Annotated in this window: 17 protein-coding genes; 6 read left to right on the top strand and 11 right to left on the bottom strand. The window is 46.0% G+C overall.

What is annotated here, in order from left to right; genetic code table 11:
- Nucleotides 1-47 precede the first annotated feature (47 nt).
- On the top strand, nt 48-617 hold the full coding sequence (locus MKY44_RS04000; protein ID WP_341006093.1) for a TetR/AcrR family transcriptional regulator: 570 nt from the start codon (nt 48-50) through the stop codon (nt 615-617).
- Nucleotides 618-763: 146 nt separating this feature from the next.
- Here MKY44_RS04000 and MKY44_RS03995 read toward each other — a convergent pair whose 3' ends face one another.
- Both MKY44_RS03995 and MKY44_RS03990 read right to left on the bottom strand, forming a co-directional pair.
- Complete coding sequence (locus tag MKY44_RS03995) at nt 764-1,549, bottom strand: sirohydrochlorin chelatase (protein WP_341006092.1); 786 nt, start codon at nt 1,547-1,549, stop codon at nt 764-766.
- Between the two features lies 1 nt (nt 1,550).
- Nucleotides 1,551-1,841 carry a YerC/YecD family TrpR-related protein gene (locus MKY44_RS03990; RefSeq protein WP_017690665.1) on the bottom strand — a complete coding sequence of 97 codons (291 nt, stop codon included), beginning with the start codon at nt 1,839-1,841 and terminating at the stop codon, nt 1,551-1,553.
- Nucleotides 1,842-2,295: 454 nt separating this feature from the next.
- On the opposite strand from MKY44_RS03990, the gene MKY44_RS03985 reads away from it, so the two are divergent.
- Together MKY44_RS03985 and MKY44_RS03980 are read left to right on the top strand one after the other, a co-directional pair.
- Nucleotides 2,296-2,931, top strand: a complete 636-nt coding sequence (locus MKY44_RS03985) for a tyrosine protein kinase (RefSeq protein ID WP_341006091.1) — start codon at nt 2,296-2,298, stop codon at nt 2,929-2,931.
- A gap of 134 nt (nt 2,932-3,065) precedes the next feature.
- Complete coding sequence (locus MKY44_RS03980; protein WP_341006090.1) at nt 3,066-4,154, top strand: DNA alkylation repair protein; 1,089 nt, start codon at nt 3,066-3,068, stop codon at nt 4,152-4,154.
- Nucleotides 4,155-4,437: 283 nt separating this feature from the next.
- Here MKY44_RS03980 and corA read toward each other — a convergent pair whose 3' ends face one another.
- From corA to MKY44_RS03960, 4 genes are all read right to left on the bottom strand, one after another.
- Nucleotides 4,438-5,397 carry a magnesium/cobalt transporter CorA gene (gene corA, locus MKY44_RS03975; RefSeq protein WP_036668386.1) on the bottom strand — a complete coding sequence of 320 codons (960 nt, stop codon included), beginning with the start codon at nt 5,395-5,397 and terminating at the stop codon, nt 4,438-4,440.
- Nucleotides 5,398-5,746: 349 nt separating this feature from the next.
- Nucleotides 5,747-6,736, bottom strand: a complete 990-nt coding sequence (locus tag MKY44_RS03970) for an inorganic phosphate transporter (RefSeq protein ID WP_036668387.1) — start codon at nt 6,734-6,736, stop codon at nt 5,747-5,749.
- Between the two features lie 14 nt (nt 6,737-6,750).
- Nucleotides 6,751-7,371 (bottom strand): DUF47 domain-containing protein, encoded by a 621-nt coding sequence (locus tag MKY44_RS03965; protein ID WP_017690670.1) that lies wholly within the window; start codon nt 7,369-7,371, stop codon nt 6,751-6,753.
- 317 nt (nt 7,372-7,688) lie between these two features.
- Nucleotides 7,689-8,762: a DUF3048 domain-containing protein gene (locus tag MKY44_RS03960; protein ID WP_341006089.1), complete on the bottom strand. Its 1,074-nt coding sequence runs from the start codon at nt 8,760-8,762 to the stop codon at nt 7,689-7,691.
- 338 nt (nt 8,763-9,100) lie between these two features.
- Between MKY44_RS03960 and MKY44_RS03955 the strand changes: the two genes are divergently transcribed.
- Both MKY44_RS03955 and MKY44_RS03950 read left to right on the top strand, forming a co-directional pair.
- The gene (locus MKY44_RS03955) at nt 9,101-9,643 is read left to right on the top strand and encodes a DoxX family protein (protein WP_341006088.1); all 543 of its coding nucleotides are present in this window, start codon (nt 9,101-9,103) and stop codon (nt 9,641-9,643) included.
- Nucleotides 9,644-9,798: 155 nt separating this feature from the next.
- Nucleotides 9,799-10,011 carry a hypothetical protein gene (locus MKY44_RS03950; RefSeq protein WP_017690673.1) on the top strand — a complete coding sequence of 71 codons (213 nt, stop codon included), beginning with the start codon at nt 9,799-9,801 and terminating at the stop codon, nt 10,009-10,011.
- 172 nt (nt 10,012-10,183) lie between these two features.
- On the opposite strand, the gene MKY44_RS03945 is transcribed toward MKY44_RS03950, so the two are convergent.
- The 3 genes from MKY44_RS03945 to MKY44_RS03935 form a co-directional block, all read right to left on the bottom strand.
- A complete protein-coding gene (locus MKY44_RS03945) occupies nt 10,184-10,969 on the bottom strand; it encodes a DODA-type extradiol aromatic ring-opening family dioxygenase (RefSeq protein ID WP_341006087.1) in 786 nt (261 codons plus the stop codon).
- A gap of 102 nt (nt 10,970-11,071) precedes the next feature.
- A complete protein-coding gene (locus MKY44_RS03940) occupies nt 11,072-11,902 on the bottom strand; it encodes an alpha/beta hydrolase (RefSeq protein ID WP_036606057.1) in 831 nt (276 codons plus the stop codon).
- A gap of 254 nt (nt 11,903-12,156) precedes the next feature.
- The gene (locus tag MKY44_RS03935; protein WP_047840502.1) at nt 12,157-12,390 is read right to left on the bottom strand and encodes a hypothetical protein; all 234 of its coding nucleotides are present in this window, start codon (nt 12,388-12,390) and stop codon (nt 12,157-12,159) included.
- A 412-nt stretch (nt 12,391-12,802) separates the two neighbouring features.
- Between MKY44_RS03935 and MKY44_RS03930 the strand changes: the two genes are divergently transcribed.
- A complete protein-coding gene (locus MKY44_RS03930; RefSeq protein WP_341006086.1) occupies nt 12,803-13,618 on the top strand; it encodes a DUF1129 family protein in 816 nt (271 codons plus the stop codon).
- A gap of 26 nt (nt 13,619-13,644) precedes the next feature.
- On the opposite strand, the gene MKY44_RS03925 is transcribed toward MKY44_RS03930, so the two are convergent.
- Together MKY44_RS03925 and MKY44_RS03920 are read right to left on the bottom strand one after the other, a co-directional pair.
- The gene (locus MKY44_RS03925; protein ID WP_341006085.1) at nt 13,645-14,550 is read right to left on the bottom strand and encodes an AraC family transcriptional regulator; all 906 of its coding nucleotides are present in this window, start codon (nt 14,548-14,550) and stop codon (nt 13,645-13,647) included.
- Nucleotides 14,551-14,836: 286 nt separating this feature from the next.
- Nucleotides 14,837-17,995, bottom strand: coding sequence for a copper amine oxidase N-terminal domain-containing protein (locus tag MKY44_RS03920; RefSeq protein ID WP_341006084.1), 3,159 nt, complete (start codon nt 17,993-17,995; stop codon nt 14,837-14,839).
- Between the last annotated feature and the right edge of the window lie 277 nt (nt 17,996-18,272).

The following is an 18,272-nucleotide window of genomic DNA, read 5'->3' as shown; positions in this document are numbered from 1 at the left end:
AATCAACGAATGATTCCTTATTGTTGAAAACCATTATAGGAGGGGCCATGGACAGACGAGTACTCAAGACACGAAAGGCAATAATTGAAGCTTTTGTAGGGTTGTTGACGGAAGAGGAATTTGAGCAAATTACGATAAACGATATTGCTGATCGGGCTAATGTAAACCGAGGAACCATCTATTTGCATTACGCAGACAAGTTCGACCTGTTGGATCAATGCATTGAGACCTATTTGCAGCGGTTGTTGGATGCCTGTATGTTCGAAAGCCCTACTACAACACCCGTTACGGCCAAGGATGCGCTGCTCCGAACCTTCAGTTATCTGGAACAGCATGCCTCTACCTATACCACACTTCTAACTAAAAAAGGTATTCCCGCGTTCCGTAGTAAGTTGATGACATTGTTGGTCCAGGGAGTGGAGGAACAAATGGATGCCTGTGGCATCCAGGAAGGTATGAAAAAAGAGATCACCATACAGTTTCTTGCTTCCGCTGCTGTGGGCCTCCTGGAGTGGTGGATTATGAATTCCATGCCTTATCCGGCCGAGGAGATCGTTGACCAACTAATAAGTTTACTGGAGCTACATCTGCAATTGCACGCACCCATTAATAGATAAATTAATCCTCGCTCAAGTGATCTACAACAAACAAAAACCACGTCCTTCGACGTGGTTTGATTGTTTATGAAGCTATGGAGTTCAAATCAATTGATGCGACATTACTGCGAGCGATGTGATTACACACCTATGCCAAAGCAATCACTTCAAGAAGAAGCTTTAACTTCATTACATCTCTCTAGCAAAATCTGGATCTGACGCTCCAGCCACTGTCCAAGCAATGGATGTGGTAATAGTGTCTCACCGCTGTACACATAGTTCAGTTCCCGCAGCCGATCCGGAATAACGTTCCTCGTAAAATAACCGGCACTCAAAAACAGCGGCGCCACAATGACTCGGTTCCCCCGCTCTTCGCTCCAGTACTTCACTTTGTCGTACACACTCTCCGGATTCAGCAATGCATAATCCGTATGGGCTACACCACTAACTTCCTGCACACGCTCTGTAAGGGAAGAAATTCCAGCTTCCCAACGCTCGCGAAAACCGTCATGAATACTACCATGGCCTACCAGCAGAATCGTTTCCTTCTCTGGCTGCTGCGACAACAATCGGACTTTGTCCCACACCATCACGGCAATATCCGGATCGTTATCCACTGGATAACCGAAGTGAACCCGAGCCTTCACATCGAACGGTTCCAGATCCGTTTCGCGATCAGGTGTTTCCTTTGCACCAATGGCATATTCAATTTCATCCACATGTGTACTCCCGGACGAAACAAATAGAGGTACGACCAGAATATCGGTTACGCCTTGTGCTTCCAGTCGGTCGATACCATCCTGGATCAGGCGTCCTTCCACAAGTTCAAGAAAACCGGCTTCAATCGGTAATGGAACAGGCAGATTCAACCGGGAGATCGCGTCATCGACGGATTCCACCCAGGTCTGCTCCTGTGAACCGTGACTGATGATGAGTACACCCGGCTTCTTCATGTTAGCGTCCCAGGCGTTCCAGCGTCATTTTATAACCATCATTACCGTAATTCAGGCAGCGTTTCACACGTGAAATTGTAGCTGTACTCGCACCTGTCTCTGCTTCAATCTGGTTATACGTATTGCCTTTACCCAACATACGAGCCACTTCCAGCCGCTGGGACATGGATTGGATCTCGTTAACTGTGCAGAGGTCATCAAAGAAAACATAACATTCTTCAATATCTTTTAGCGTTAAAATAGCCTCGAATAGTTGTTCAATGCTTTTATCATTTAGCTTTTTCAGCTGCATTTCATCATCATCCCCTAGCGGTTACTGTGTACCTACATTGTACTCACCCTGAGTTGGTATTTCAAGCGTTACCGATTTCACGCACTACAGAATAAAAATACATGTTACCGCTTACAAAAGGTACTATTGTCCTCCCCACGCGTACATCAGGCGAATTTACCGCGCTATTTCCCAGTTTTCACCTGTATATATCCGATTACTTATGTAGGATTTCAATCCACCTAAATGTGACAATTTTGTGTCTGAACTGCATTTTACTCTTCGGTAACCTGCCATCATACATGCGCCCAAATCCGCAAATATCCCGTTTTCCGGGATACCCGCCTACGCCGTCTCTCCGCGAATGACATACAGTATAACAAAAGGGAGTTCCACAAGGGTCTATGATGTACATCTGTCATGCAACTCATGGAACGCAATTCCGAAATCCAACATAGAAGGAACGTGATCGTTCATGCCACAGCATTATTATCACCGCCAGCCAGCACCAGGGCAACGTCCGTCTTCTCATGCTCATCGGCAGGCGCATACTTCTGCCTATATGCCGCCCGGTGTGGTTCCGCGGTCTTTGAATGAAACCCAGATCCAACCGGTGTATCCTGGAGTAGAGCCCCATTACCCGGGCTTCGGTGAAGTCGAAGCTTCTGCAGTCGTACCCTATGGGCAGGGTGTGGCTGGCGGGAACTTTTATGGAGGTGCAGCTCAGGTTGTTCCCCCAGCTCCGGTAACGGCGCCTGCTACTGGCAGTTCCGGGTTTTCGTTAGCCAACATCGGTGAGTTAAAAGGAATGATCGACCGCTTCGGCGGTATTGATGGAATCATGAGTGGAATAGGCAAAATGCAAAAGGTCGTTGGTGGGATCCAGCAGATGGCTCCGATGATGAAACTCGTTATGGGCATTCTGCCTTTTGGAAAAGGAAAATCGAATAACAGCGCAGCTGATGCAGACTATGAAGAATATAAGCCGTCCCGAAAACGTACGCGTAAGCGTCGGAGTAAAACAACGAATGTTCCACGTCGCCGCAATACAACTCCAATCCGTCGCAAATCCAATTCCACAAAGCGCCGTCCCAAAAGTCGCAAAGGTTAAAAAAAATTCAGGCACCCCCTTACAGAAGGCGGGTGCCTTAACACCGTTAATCCGTATACAAATAATTTTCAGGAACTTACGTTCTTATTTCTGTAATTTGAGGTATACTGGATAGTAACTAAAGGAGGCGGACCATGGAACTTATCAAAGACAAATACACTCCCGCATTAATCGATCGGACCGGCGAAAAGATGCGTCAATTCTACCCTAAGCTGGATACACAGCAATTTCATGAATTGGTTTTCGCTGAAGGCTGGGAACAGTTGGAATTCAAAGCGCGCATTCGCAGAATCACACTGGCTTTGACCCAGGTACTGCCGGACAATTATGAGGAAGCATTACATATTATCGAACAAGCTGCCCCTACGATGAGAGGCGTTGAATATCTATTTGTACCGGATTTTATCGAAGTGAACGGACTTGACCCAGAAGATTACGAGTTATCCATGAAGTATCTGACCCTCTTCACACCTTATTCCAGCTCGGAGTTCGCGGTACGCCCGTTTATTGAACATTATCCAATCCAAACGATGAAACATATGATGGCGTGGGCAGAGAGCGACAACGAGCATATCCGCAGACTTGCCAGTGAGGGCAGCCGGCCACGTTTGCCATGGGGTGCGAAACTCCAGAACTTTATCACTGATCCAACACCTGTACTTCCGATTCTGCATGCATTGAAACAGGACGAGTCCCTCTATGTTCGCAAAAGTGTCGCCAATCATCTGAATGACATCTCCAAGGACCACCCTGAACTGGTTATGGATCTGGCCACGACCTGGTACGGACAACATGTACATACAGACTGGATTGTCCGGCATGCCAGCAGGTCATTACTGAAGAAAGGACATAGCAAAGCACTAAGTCTTTTTGGTTATAACGAGCAGGATTCGATTCATATTGAGCAGCTTCAGCTTGTCCAGGATACGATTAGCATCGGCGAGGATCTTCATTTTTCGTTTGATGTCGTTAATGAGAGCGGCGAGTCACAGATGCTGCGAATTGAATATGAGATGGGTTATATGAAGGCCAACGGCAAACAGGCCCCCAAACGATTCAAATGCTCCGATAAAATGTACCCGACAGGCAGAACCAAGGTAGCCACTAAACAATCGTTCAAAGTCATCACAACGAGAAAATATTATGCCGGTCTGCATACGCTTACCATTCTTGTGAATGGTAAAGAGGCAGCAACGACTTCTTTTGTTCTTGAAATGGAGTAAAAGGAAGTCATCATAAGTTATACACAGCTTATTGCAGCGGAATAGTTATTCACATGTGGATACATTTTTTTTCAAAACTTCTAATAGAAGAATCAGAAAGGCCACCTGGCAAACATCATCTCCCGACAGTAATTTCTGCCTGAGACCCTTGTCCAGTGGCCCTTTTCATATGTAACAAACGTTGCTTCAGCTATGCAATCTTCTTCTGATGATCTGCTCGAAAGAGCGTGCGCTTATCACCGAAAGATGGAACTGCATACGGAGCAGTAAGGCGTAACATTTTCTACTTAAACCATCCCCGCTTCACAAACCAGGCGACCATGCTTCCACCAAGCACAAACATTAACAGCAGCACCGCACCATACCCAAACTTCCATTGAAGCTCAGGCATATAGGCAAAGTTCATGCCATATATACCCGCGATCAGTGTGAGCGGCATAAATACAGTCGTGATCACCGTGAGTGTCTTCATGATCTGATTCATCCGGTTGGAGTTCAGGGAAATATAACTGTCGCGCAGGTCAGCGGTCATCTCCCGATCGGCTTCAATCATGTCCGTCAGCTTCAATAAATGGTCATAGATATCGGTAAAATAAGCCGTATGTTCACCTGTTCGCTGCACATGCTGGGAGTTCACCACCCGATAGAGCAGATCCCGCATCGGTACTACGGTTCTTCTAAGCTTCAGCAATCGAGTCCGCAGATCAAACACCTGGTTCATCAAGTCTTCAACCGACTCTTGTCCACCCCGGTTCTCCAGTTCGGCCAGTTCATCCTCAATCGCAAATAGAGACGGAAAATAATGATCGACCAGCTTGTCCATCACCGTATAGGCTGCTGCCACCGGACCTCGCGCCCAAATGGTACGTTCATGTGCATGGTGCAACAAGCGTTCCCAAGCTTCATCTACTTCCTCCAAAACTCCATGATGAAAAGACACTAGGAAGTTTGATCCGAGAAACAAGTCAACCTCCTCGGCTTCCAGTGTGGACGGGTTCAGTGCATGCAGTACAAGAAACTGCAGATTATCATAATAATCGAGCTTGGGCCGTTGCAATACATGCAGACAGTCCTCTATGGCTAATGGATGAAAATGAAAATATGTATCCAGCAAACGGCTTTCCTCTTCCGTTGGCTGGTTAAAATCCGCCCATACCCAGGCGTAATCGTTCAAATCCAGCTGTGTAAGTGGTACGTTAACGGAGACTTGATGTTCTCGTGTAATGGCGAGTGTACGAATCATAAATTAGACCACGTCCTTGTCCTGTATCTTTAAGTCATTGTACAACTTTAACCATAGGTACGTCTCCCACGTGTCCAAAATATCCACAGACGCATTCAAACTCGACAACAAAAAAAGCCAACCCTGTTGGCTTCTCTCATTTCCCTATCCACAGTTCCCTGTATCCACAGGAATATCTTCTTTTGGTTTATCATTCCACGGATGGCTATCCACATATCCAGCCTGTCCACACGTTCATGCACAGGCGTCTCTTGATTTTGGTTGTATATTTATCCACATATCCCGATATTCACACAGTTATGAACAGATTGTCTGGTAACTCCGAATTCGTTCGGGATAACTTCTCTTTTTAGAAAATAATCCAGTACAATAATCCTGCCAGTGCCCCAGTAATCGGAATCGTAATGAACCACGTAATAATAATACGTCCAGCAAGTCCCCATTTCACCGCAGAGAAACGTTTCGCGGAGCCAACACCCAGAATAGCTGATGTGATCGCGTGCGTTGTACTCACTGGAAGGTGAAGCAACGTTGCTGTGAAAATAACGGATGCAGCTGACAGATCCGCGGCAAAACCGTTAATCGGTTCAATTTTAAAAATTTTGGTACCCATCGTTTTGATGATTTTCCAACCACCAATGGATGTACCCAGAGCCATCGCAGTTGCTGCTGAGATTTTAACCCACAGCGGAACATCCAGATTATCCTGCACACCTGCTGCAACCAAAGCAAACGTAATAATACCCATCGCTTTCTGTGCATCATTCGTACCATGCGTGAATGCTTGCAGTGCTGCCGTGAAAATCTGTACCGTACGGAAACCTTTGTTCACGTTATGCGGACTGCGTTTGGCGAAAATATATTTGAGAATCGTCATGACCACATAACCGATGGCAAACGCGATCAGAGGTGATAACAACAAACCTCCGACGATATCAATGAATCCGCTCCATTTCACTTTATCAGATCCTGCGCCAACGAGTACGGCACCTGCAAGGGCTCCAATAAGTGCATGTGAGGATGAGGACGGAATACCGAACCACCATGTAACCAGGTTCCAGATAATCGCTGATATCAAGGTGACTATGACGACCTCTATCCCGTTATCCAGCGTGGTGGGGTCGGTCACACTCCCCCCAATCGTCTTCGCAACGCCTGTGAACATCATCGCACCGACAAAGTTCATCACCGCTGCCATAAGAATAGCTCGACGCGGCGTCAGTGCTCGGGTTGAGACCGAAGTCGCAATGGCATTGGCCGTGTCGTGAAAACCGTTGATGAAGTCAAACGCCAGTGCAAGGAAGACGACTATACCCAATACCCAAATCGTTGTTTCCATTATTCTCTGGCTCCTTAAGAATTACGCATAATGATGGATTCAAGCACGTTCGCCACGTCTTCACAAGCATCCGTTGTTGTCTCAAGACGTTCGTAAATTTCCTTACGCTTGATCAGTTCAATCGGATCAGACACGGTAGCGAAGAGATGTTTGATACACATGCGCAGCACTTCGTCGCCTTGGTTTTCCAGATCATTCAAACGAATGGTATACTCACGGATCGCGAGCAATTTTTTCTGGGACAGCAGATGGATCGCCTTCTGAATTTCGTAAGCCGATTGGCGCAAAATTTCAGCAAACTGTATGACGAACTCATCATCTGGATCTGTCAGTTGGTACATATAGAAACGGGAAGCCGTTGCTTCGAGTCCGTCCAATACGTCATCAAGTGTTGTTGTCAGCTCCATAATATCATCGCGTTCGATCGGCGTGATAAATGTTTTGTTGAGTTCTGTAATGATCGTATGCACATAATCATCACATTTCGACTCGTACTTCTTCATTTCATTAGCAAAAAGAGTCACATCCTGAAGGTTGGAAACATGCTGGGAGAAATAATCTGCCGCTTGAACAACCGTATCTGCCATATTCTCCAGTGTCTCAAAAAATATATCCTTCTTCTTCTTAAGCTTCATAGCTCTATCCCCTTTACGAGAAAAATTGCCGACAACCGATGAAACATGAAATGACAACCTTTGATATCTTATCATATTTGTTTCATGGTTTGTACAAAAGGTGTGATCCTTTTTTATATTCTTATCACATTAATCTGAAATGAATCTTAATTATTTGGAATAATGGTAAATTCAAGTCAAGATTTTACACTGCGTTTACAATTCGACATCAAAATTCAAAATCGACACGATTCTACTTTTCACGCTAAGGACAAATATAATGTCTTTTCGACGACAAAATGAATACATGTTTCATTGTTTTCTTTCATTACATCCTTTTATTGCTGCACAGCCAGCTTCACATGACTGGAAAATTCCGGTTGATTGGGAACAATGCTGATAAAGGTTTTACCCGGCACAAGAGCAACTTCACTGCCACCCTGAACAAACCGTATAATATCCCCCTGCTTCTTCACCCACTGCCCACGAATCATCTTGCCCTTCTGAAACAGCATGGCTTCCCCGCCCTGTTCCAAATTAACGGACAACCGACCTACACTATCGAGCACCTTGTGATCTGCACCTGCCACAATGATGTTCGCTGCACCAAGTTGAGTCCCATTATCCAGATCCTGATCTGCCTTGCCATTCACCATTCTCATATATCGTCCGCTAACTTCATCATAATCATACGTCACCCGGTAACTATCCAATAAATAATGGATATCGAATTGCTTCACTGTCTCTCCTGCGGATGTCGCGCCTTCTTCGTTATAGTTGTATACCGGCGACTTGAAATCATGGCTATAACCTTTGATATCTGACCCTTCTCTCAGCTTGTCCGCTGAAGTATACAGATTATGTGGAGCTTTACGATCCGAGGAACGCCAGAAGTAAGGTCCACCATTCGAGATTTCATCCATATGCTGTTTCTGCTGCCTTTGCAAAATGGAATACGCCTCTGGACTGCCTCCGGCGTGAACAAGTACCCCATCATAACTCTCGCCGAGCTCAATTAGATATGGACGTATACTGCGAACGGGTCCAACCGTCTCCGCACCGCCTTCACTCTGGAAGATGGCTATGAAACGGGTAATGCCTCCCTCAGCGAGAACTTCAAGAATGATATCGGCTGAACTTAGACCCGATTGGGGCCGAGCTGCGGGTGCATTATTAATCATTACGGCGAGTGGTCGACGCGTAATCGCTTCATCTACAGGCAGACCCGTCAGAGGTGCTGTATAGAGAGACGTGTTGGATTCCTCCACGTGTTCTTCTTGTACAGGTGCAGGTGTCGGTTCTGGCTGAACTGGCATCTGTGCCACCTCCTGGTTTTGGCAGGCAACAAGACTTAATGAGAGAATAAACAGAGATGCAGCCGATGCTGCTTTGTTCCATTTAAAAAGCTTCAATATAGGACCTCCTGAACGATATGGCTTGGTTCTAAGTTGTGATATATGTCTCATCTAGGCAACCATTTCACGTATTTCTTTCCATTTAATCACACCCCATCCGATTTGTCTGCGCCCAGAAGGCCTTGATACAGCTTGAAATTCACATTTGAAACAGCGATTCGCGAGAAAAATATGTCCTAAATGTGAACTTCTCAAACCTTACTTAAAATTTGAACTAGATTGTGATTTTAATCACAAACAAAACAACTTTTGAACTATACAATAAAGACATCAAAGGTGATCACTTAGAAAAAACAAAAACAACACACACTAGATTCCATGAAGGAGTGGTTCATATGTTCAGCACAAACCAATGGCTTAGAGAAAACAAAGTAGCAATGTGGATTTTGACAGTACTTCGGGTGTATATCGGTTATGATTGGATGACTCACGGATGGAGCAAATTGACTGGCGGATTCCAAGCTGGCGGGTTCTTGGCCGGTGCGGTAGAAAAAGCAACAGGTGATCACCCGGCTGTCCAAGCTTGGTGGGCAACGTTCCTTGAGAAATTCGCAGTACCAAACGCAGGACTGTTCGACTTCGTTATCCCATTGGGTGAATTCCTTGTAGGTTTGGGTCTCATCCTCGGTTGCTTCACTACACTAGCAGCACTGATGGCTATGGTCATGAACTTCGCGTTCCTCTTCTCGGGAACAGTAAGCACGAATGCTCAACTGGTTGTAATGGAAATCTTCCTTGTCGTTGCTGGTGCAAATGCAGGTAAAATCGGTCTGGATCACTGGGTACTGCCTTACCTTCGCGGATTGTTCACTCGTAACAACAAAGGCAATCAGCCTAAAGACACACCAACGATTAGCCCTACTCAAAAAACAGCTTAAGCAATCATTCATAGAATTCTCGGCCCTGCTCCCAATCCCCCTGGAGAGCAGGGTTTTTTACTTTTCAAAATCAGCCCGAATGCCTGACTGACTTGCCCATCCACAGAAAATCGTATTATGATGAAATAAAGTTGAACTTCAAAGGAGTACACGATATGCCGACCCAGCGACGTCTCGAGACCGATGCGGACTTCCAGGAAGCCATGAATATGAAGTATAAGGTTCGAGTTTTTAAAGATAATCACCAGATTGACTCCGGTGGCATCATTATCCGTTTTGACAGCAACACCGTAGTAGTACAATCCAGTGTCAGTGAGCTCGCTTATCATTCGCGTACAGACTGTGAATTGTTTGAAATCCGCAAATAAAGATCTATTGCATGAATAAGTCCTCGTATTGAAAAAAGGTTACTGTAGCCCTTCAAGGGTGTACAGTAACCTTTTTTTGTTTATATATTGTAATTGTATGCATTAATACACGTTATGTTATCCGAACGAAACTGGCTTCAAGCACCATAATCAGGCTGTTGTCTGTTCCAAGTTACACGCCGTCTCCAAACTGCCAGCAGTTCAAACTGAGCGTTCCATAAGGGTAAGACTGGAATAGACGCTTCGCTGATCGGGACATATCCGCTGTACCCATGGCGTAGAACAAAGGTGCAATGTGTTCTGTACCATACGACGGAACCGCCGTACGTGCATGAGGGGCTTTTTTCTCATATTGAAACAGTTCTCTTGTGTTCCACTGCTGCAAGCGCTCCCCGATCCAGTTATCAAACTCCACCGCCCACTCTTGCGGTTCATCCGTATTTCCCAGCAATCGCAAATTGTGTACCGTTCCACCGCTGCCAATGATTAACACATCATCATGACGCAGCTGTTCTAGCATTCGGCCAATATCATACTGTTCCTGCGGCGTACGCAGCGAGTCTACAGATACAGCAATCACAGGAATGTTAGCCTCGGGATACATATGGAGCAGCGGTACCCATACGCCATGATCCAGCCCTCGGCCTCGAACCGGCTGATGTGCCAGATTGCTGCGGGTGAACAAAGCACATATCTCGTTTGCTAAATCTGGCTGCCCAGATGCAGGGTATTCCATCGTATACATCGTAGAAGGAAATCCGTAAAAATCATGCAAGGTCTGATGTGTATCATCCATCGTCACGGACGGTTCAGGACAATCCCAATGCGCCGTAAATACGACAATGGCTTTCGGAGCCGGCAGCCTGTCTCCAAGCTGGTTCAAGAAGTGAGTGTAGTCATTGCTCTCCACCGCCAGAGCGGGAGAACCATGCGCAATGAAAAGTGCGGGTAATGTCATTGCTGCCAACCTCCAGACACGGATAGAATGCTTACTCCTCTATTTTACCCTTAAGAAGGCGCTTTTCCAAGCTGACATCCCCAAACAGTTGTAATCTACCACTTATATCATCCAGTGCTGCCAATCCTGCTCGATCTTCTGACGTTCCCCAAGCCACTCTCTGGTACGCGTAATTAGCTGTTCCCGCTCTTTACCTGAAGAGAAGGTGTGATCGCCCTGGAAGATGATCTCCTTGTCACAGCGGCCCTCTTGGCGCATCCAGAATACCTTTTGATACAGGAATGCGTAGTCTACAGGAATAATCTCATCTGACGTGCCATGCACGACGAGTACATCTCCGCTAAACTTAACTGCTTCCTGGAATGGCTGTTGTTCAGCAAGAGACTCAAAGAACGTCGGTGTGAATTTGTATCCAAGATAATCAGCCGCTCCCAGTTTTACGCCTTCATCGTATACTTCCCGTCCCGTAATCTTCACGATATCATTGAATGGATAACCCACGGAGGACCACATAACCAGGTTTTTGACACGTTTGTCACGTACAGCAGTTAGTAATGCAACGGCACCACCCAGACTATGACCAATCAGCGTAACACGCGTAGGATCTACATCACTGCAATTCACCGCGTAATCCAGTACCGAACGAGTCTGCAGCACCATGGACTCCAGCCCCTCCGCTCCGTACTCCCCACTGCTCTCTCCGCAACCGATATAATCGAAACGTAGGACCAGATAACCGTCTTCAGCCAGCTCCCGTGCAGTCTTTACAAACAAACGATCCACGCCGATCCGGCTACCAACGAAGCCGTGGCAGATGACCGCCAGAGGGACTCGCTGCTGACTCTTCTCCTCCTTGATATCTTTCACGACCGGATAATGAATCGTGGCTGTTAATTCTTCCTGTCCATGACGGATACTGATCTGACGTTCCATACCGATTTCCCCTTTCCACGCTTAGCCTGTTAACTTCCATTTATTAAATATATATAATCCGATAAGTTTAGTGTGTATTAAGATGTTATTCATATATTATCATCCCGTAACCTTCAAGTCAACGTAAGTAAGGACCCTTTCTACGTCGACTACCAATCTACATTTTATCGGATAATAAGCACAAAAAAATGAGCCACGCTGATGACAGCTGGCCCGGATATCATTTGGAATTCAAATCAAGTGTTACAGGATCGTTATTCGTAGCTTCTACGGAACATCTCGTGGGTCTCCACCCGTCCATTCCACTCATGCTCATGACCCGAATCACTATTGTCCCAGAAACTTCTGCCCTTCAAATTACCATCTGTCAGTTCTTCTGCATACTCCGTATCCTCCAGGTTCTCTTCAAAGGATACAACCTCGTCCACGACTCCACGGGAGTTGCTGTTCAGTAGCAGCTTCCGCGTCAATTCTGTTTGTTTATCCATAACAAGCACACTCCAATCTTGGATTTCTGTTGGAAATGCTACTATTGTGATGGAATCGGCTGCTCTTTATGCATACTTCACACAATCGTTAGATCTGTGAGGCGTGAGGGTATTTTTTCACATGAACAGGGGAAAATAAACGAACAAACATAGGCAGCATCTGCCTCGGAATCCTTCTGCCGAAAGGAATGAATTCATGGTACATCTACTGGAATGGATTCAACATCACGGTAAACTGGTGCTGTTATGCACCTGTGTTATACTGGCCTGTGTATGGATATGGGTCCACCATGAGCAGCTTTTTTATAAGGAATGACTTTGCGAAACGAGAGCCCTTCCCGTATACTAAAATACCGTCAGGGTCTTCAGTCAATTGGAAGATCAGAACGTGTGTAGACAGGGGGAGCAATCATTGGGGATTTCCTATAAGAAGCTTAAAGAAATACAAAATCGGCAAATAACTGAGATGAGTCGAATGACACCTGAACATGTGAAACTGTATGACGAGATCAGCACAATTGCGCGTCATGCGCCAGCGGACGAGAGAACACAGGAAGAGTGGATACTCTCCGCAGGAAAAGCAATCGTACAGGCTCAGCGGGATAACAAACCCGCTCGCGAGTTATACGGACCTGATCTGGAACAAGACATCCATGCACAGCTCGGGATTACAAATACAGCACCGGAGAAGACGGCTGTCGTTGAGATGGGTAAATCCAGCCCAACCCGTGATAATAGTCCAACAGCTTCATCGAAAAAGAATGCCAACGCTGTAGAACCACAGCCAACTGAGAATCCAGAGCCTGTGAAACGGACACCAAAGTGGTATGCCATGATCGCTTGGGCGGCTTTGTCTTTTGTCATGTTGATTCAAGGATGTGTGGGATTGTTCGTGGGTTGGACTGGCGGAGATACGGAGCCGTTCCAACACATCAGTCTGTTCTCTCTGATCGTTGCGGCAGTTGGCGGTATTGCATTGGTGGAGATGCTTCGCCGTCTTGCTGAGCGACCGGACGATGAAGGAGCGGACAGAAATAAGATACCTAAGGTCAATATTCGGGGGATCGTCATCTACATCGTGGTCGTGGTACTCGTGCTGTTTGTCGGGTATCCACTGCGTGATAAACTTCCGGTATTTGCACTGGCTCCGTGGGTGAGTGCCGTGATCGGAGTTGTAGGACTTGCAACGGTAAGGCCTCTATTTGGACAAAAGAAAACAGCAGCATAACACGTTATATAATCGATTAAGGGACTTCACGAATTCGTGAGGTCTTTTTCCATTTGGAGTTGCTTGCGATGTTTGATTCCTTTGCCCGGTGTCTCTCCAAACTCCCGCTTGAACATCCGGATGAAATAGTTCACTTCCATCCCCACGGTCTCTGCCGCCTCTCGCACACTTGCTCGTGGATGTTTGTCCAGCCATTCTGAAGCCTTCTGCAAACGTAATCGTTGCATATATTGATGTCCTGTCACGTCATAATGATGGTGAAATAATCGGTTGAGATGCTGCACCGAATAACCAACTGCGTCAGCGATGTGCTTCAATAACAGGTCATCCTGGTAGTGCGTATGCATTAATGCAACCGCTCGGACGAGTGCATCCTTGCTTGGATCGGACTCCCGATTAGAACGTGTTACAGTGCCATCCTGTGCCCTAGATGATCCAATACCTACGCTAGCAACATCAGATGGAATTTTCGATTGTGCTATATCCAAAATGAGCTGGTAGATGAGGGTTGATGTGTCCCACATCTCCGTTGCTCCTTGATCCAGCGCGTGCCAGAGATTGGTCATGCGTGACCAGATGACTTCAAAACCGGAGATATGGCACGGTTCGTTCTGAAGCAAACCCGCGCTATGAAGTACCGATCCAGTCGATGCACCGCCAATACCGATATAACCAAGTTCACCTTTGGATTTGGAATGAGGCACATACTCATGCGCAATCCCGGGTTCCACGATGAATAACTGCCCTGCTCCCATCGTCCACGTCCCTTTTCCCGGAATCCTGAACTGCCCTTCACCACCCCGTGACAAAAACATCTGATACACCGGAAATCCATCCGGTCTATGCAGAACTTTCGCTTCCTGCGTGCCCACACAATACAGGTACAGCGGCAACCGGGAATCCGGCAGGCCCGTCAAACGAAATGCAAGCATTCCATCATTCCTTTCGGCTCATAGGCTTCTACATAAGGTGAACTAAAGATATTTACACTGGCCACTCCGTTTCATGTAAATGTTAGTTCAATCTATATAGCCAACTTCCCTTTATTATCCATTATTTGTTCCCGATGTAACAATGGTCTTAGGCACCTTTTTGACGACAAGATTTTCAAAAAGCGAGTTTGAAATTCACGCCAGACGATTGTCGTTCATACATAATGAAAACACCCTTTCCGGATGGAAAGGGGGTTCGAGTTTGTTTCAGTGTAACTTTTTATATTCACCCCTGTGGAGGTGTTTGCCCCTCACTTGAGGCTGGTGGATTGGTAGTAGACGTCTGCTCCTGTGTAGGCGTAGGCTGAGCTTTTTCAAGCTTGAATGTATCCGATGGGCCTGAAGGTGTATGTTTATTCGTTGTTGTATTTGCAGCAACTGAAAGAATATACACCTTGTACTCGCCTCCTTCCACCAGATTGGCTCCAGTTGAATCTATAGCTGATTTCGTTAAAGTAACTTCAACCGCTGCAGGATTTCCAATTGGGTAGCTAGTGTTAGAGCTTGCTGTAGTAATATCCAAATTATCTGTTCCTTTAACAATAAAGAGTCGGTATTCAGAAATTCCAGTTTCAGGAGATGGTTTAGTAAAGGTAAGCTTATAACTTGCCTCGTCTACAGTACTTGTATTTTGAAGGCCTGTTATAGTGGCAGTTTGAACCGCAGTTGCTTGTGCAAAGATATTAAACTCATTGGAAGCTGGTGATAGATTGGATGCGCGAGATGTACTATTGGACAGCGACATAACAAACACTTTGTATTTCTGTCCAACGGAAAGCGCACGGTCGTTAATATCACGGTATCCACTGTTCAATACGATTGAAGTACCTGCACTACTTGTCTCCAGATCAGTATAGAAATTAATGCCAAGTGCTGTACTTGTAGTGAAACCACTTACCTGATTTGTGGGCACGATGAAAATACGATATTTAGCAATTCCCGTTTCATTCGATGCTTTGGCAAAATTGATAGTTACATCGGAAGGGTTACCTGCCTGTTGTCCCTGATCTTTGACGGTCACCTTCACATTACTCACTGCTGCCACGGCAGTAGCTGAAGTTAGAGTAATGGCACCGGAAGGCGATGACAATGCATTCGTCAGAGAAGCATTGTTATTCACAGCCATTACATATACTTGGTATGCCACATCATTAAGAATCGGTTCGTTATTCACTGTTCTCGAAGTACTTGTAAAATTAACAGTCTGATTAGCTCCCGTTTTGCTGACGGTTCTGTAATACGCGCTGTTCACTGCATTCGCTGTGTTCAGATTAAACGTGCTACCCGCCTTCACTACAAACACTCGATAATGATTCACATTTGTCTCATCCGCAGATTTATTAAACGTCACACGCAGATCACTACCATTTCCAGTATCCCCAATATCAGATGGTACTACATTGCTCGGAGCCGTAACAGCCGCGTTTTGTGTCAGCGTAATTTGTGAAGAGTAACCAGACAAAGCATTTTGACTGGAGTTTCCGTTGTTATTCACCGACAGCACGAATACCCGATAAGCAACGTTATTCGTAATGGTGTAACCATTGGTATCTACTGCATAGTTTGGAAGCGTAACTGACAGGTTACCACCCGTTTTGTTTACTTGTGTATAGTTGTTCGACGCATTAGCTGCGCTTAGTGTGAAGCTGCCCACATTAGCGGAACGAACGACATATACTCGGTAGGCAGAGATTCTGGATTCATCCGCAGCTTTGTTGAAAGAAACCCGCAGATCGCGCCCATCAGCGTAGTCACTAATATCAGCAACAGCCAAGTTACTAATAACTCCCGCGTTACCGTTCGTTGTAAGTCTCAGCACAGTGGAGGAAGCTGACAGCGCATTGGTGTATCCATTTTGCTGGTTGCCCACCGCCATCACAAAGATGCGATAATCTTGCAGATTCGTTACGTTATAACCACTTGTGTCCTTCATGGATGAAGGCAAAGTCGTTGTAATGTTGTTACCTGTTTTATTCACCGTATAGTACAGACTGGAGGACAGGTTACTTGCCGTTGTCAGATTGAAGCTGCTGGCAACCGAGTTGCGCACCACAAAGACGCGATAATTCGCCACCTTGGACTCATCCGATGAACGGTTGAAACTCACCTGAATATCACGACCATCTCCATAATCCGAGTTATCTCTCACTTGCGTAATTACCGGAGATGTTGCTGTGTTCACGGACAACGTAAGTGAAGAGGATGCCGCGGACAACTTGCTGTCTGTTGTTGTATTAGTGCTTACCGACAAGATGTAGACCACATACGCTGTGCCGCTTTTAATCAATTCGCCGGACGTATCCCGTGTTGAAGAAGTCAGCTGGCTTTTCACTGCGGTACTGTTTCCTTTGTATATGATCGTGGAGTTGGCACTGGAAACTTTGTTCGCTGCAGCCAGATTGAACGCTGAAGAGTCCTTCGCTTTAACAACAAAAGCACGATAATACGTAATGTTCGATGTTGTGCTCGGCTGCGTGAAGTTAATTTCCAGATCGCGGCCATCGCCATAGTCACTAATATCTGCGGCGCGCAGGCTTGTAACCGCCTGTACTGTGGATTTCACATTATTGAGCTTCAATGCTTGGGAAGACCAGTTCAATGCATTTTTATAATTATTGCTGCTGTTTCCAACAGTCAGTACATACAGGCGATACGTTTCATTGCTGTTGAGCAGATCCCCGTTTACGTCACGCGTCTGTGCATTAAGCGTCAGTTTCGGGTTGCTGCCATTCGGTGTAATGGATGTATAGTTCGCAGCAGGTACGGCAGTTGCTGAGGACTCCGTGAAGCTATTCACATCACGAGTTTTCACCAACATAATCCGGTAGGCAGATACCGCCTTCTCTGAAGTTGGACGTGTAAAGCTCACCGTCAGGTCACGACCATCTCCGTTACTTCCGGATACCGAACCATAGATGTTCCATGCAGCATATTGTGTCTCATCCACTGGTGGCGTTGCCGTTGTCTTGATATCTACACGTTGATTGCGCGAGTTCCAGAATACTTTCTCTCCAAAAGCTTCACTGACAAAACGAATGGGAACCATTGTGTTGCCCTTAATCGTGTTCGCAGGTACATCCAGCGATATCGCTTCCCCGTTGATGTATGCCGTTTTGGAACCAAGTGTCAAAGTTACTTCCTGATCGTCGCGAGTTGCAACAATCGTTTTGGTTCTGTTCGTGTACTGTACCTTCGCATCCAATCCTTCAAAAATCGACCGAAGCGGAACCAGTACGCGTCCACCTTTCATCACAGGTGCCTGAGCAGATGATAACTCTGCATCATTAATATATATACTGATCCTTGCGGCTGCATCCATAACCGACGTTGGAAGTGCGGACATCAGCATGGCCGATACAGCCAGCGCTGACATTACCTTCTTCACTTGTTTTCCTCCCGCTTTCCTCATATCCCATATCCCCATTCTCGCATTTAGTTAACATCGAAATAGATTCGCTGTTCTTTTCATTAATTCCTGTATTTACCTATGCACAACTAAGACGTTCCGATCGGCTCAAAAGTTTCCAGTTGTACAAAAATTATTTTCTCAGAAATCTTCCTCTATCTTCCACCCTCCAAAAGTTAAAAATAACAGAAGAATTTGTCACCATTCCGCAACCACATCCTGCACCAATTGGGTTAATGTATAGTGACTAGTGAAC

It is taken from the genome of Paenibacillus sp. FSL R7-0026, assembly GCF_038004485.1.
In the GTDB taxonomy this organism is placed as follows: domain Bacteria; phylum Bacillota; class Bacilli; order Paenibacillales; family Paenibacillaceae; genus Paenibacillus; species Paenibacillus xylanexedens_A.
The sequence above is the reverse complement of the archived record's forward strand: the minus strand, read 5'-3'. Positions and strand labels throughout refer to the sequence as shown.

What these genes read in the sequence shown, in the direction of transcription:
- MKY44_RS04000 (WP_341006093.1), top strand. Translation starts at nt 48, where the DNA reads ATGGACAGACGAGTACTCAAGACACGAAAGGCAATAATTGAAGCTTTT.
- MKY44_RS03995 (WP_341006092.1), bottom strand. Translation starts at nt 1,549, where the DNA reads ATGAAGAAGCCGGGTGTACTCATCATCAGTCACGGTTCACAGGAGCAG.
- MKY44_RS03990 (WP_017690665.1), bottom strand. Translation starts at nt 1,841, where the DNA reads ATGCAGCTGAAAAAGCTAAATGATAAAAGCATTGAACAACTATTCGAG.
- MKY44_RS03985 (WP_341006091.1), top strand. Translation starts at nt 2,296, where the DNA reads ATGCCACAGCATTATTATCACCGCCAGCCAGCACCAGGGCAACGTCCG.
- MKY44_RS03980 (WP_341006090.1), top strand. Translation starts at nt 3,066, where the DNA reads ATGGAACTTATCAAAGACAAATACACTCCCGCATTAATCGATCGGACC.
- corA (WP_036668386.1), bottom strand. Translation starts at nt 5,397, where the DNA reads ATGATTCGTACACTCGCCATTACACGAGAACATCAAGTCTCCGTTAAC.
- MKY44_RS03970 (WP_036668387.1), bottom strand. Translation starts at nt 6,736, where the DNA reads ATGGAAACAACGATTTGGGTATTGGGTATAGTCGTCTTCCTTGCACTG.
- MKY44_RS03965 (WP_017690670.1), bottom strand. Translation starts at nt 7,371, where the DNA reads ATGAAGCTTAAGAAGAAGAAGGATATATTTTTTGAGACACTGGAGAAT.
- MKY44_RS03955 (WP_341006088.1), top strand. Translation starts at nt 9,101, where the DNA reads ATGTTCAGCACAAACCAATGGCTTAGAGAAAACAAAGTAGCAATGTGG.
- MKY44_RS03950 (WP_017690673.1), top strand. Translation starts at nt 9,799, where the DNA reads ATGCCGACCCAGCGACGTCTCGAGACCGATGCGGACTTCCAGGAAGCC.
- MKY44_RS03945 (WP_341006087.1), bottom strand. Translation starts at nt 10,969, where the DNA reads ATGACATTACCCGCACTTTTCATTGCGCATGGTTCTCCCGCTCTGGCG.
- MKY44_RS03940 (WP_036606057.1), bottom strand. Translation starts at nt 11,902, where the DNA reads ATGGAACGTCAGATCAGTATCCGTCATGGACAGGAAGAATTAACAGCC.
- MKY44_RS03935 (WP_047840502.1), bottom strand. Translation starts at nt 12,390, where the DNA reads ATGGATAAACAAACAGAATTGACGCGGAAGCTGCTACTGAACAGCAAC.
- MKY44_RS03925 (WP_341006085.1), bottom strand. Translation starts at nt 14,550, where the DNA reads ATGCTTGCATTTCGTTTGACGGGCCTGCCGGATTCCCGGTTGCCGCTG.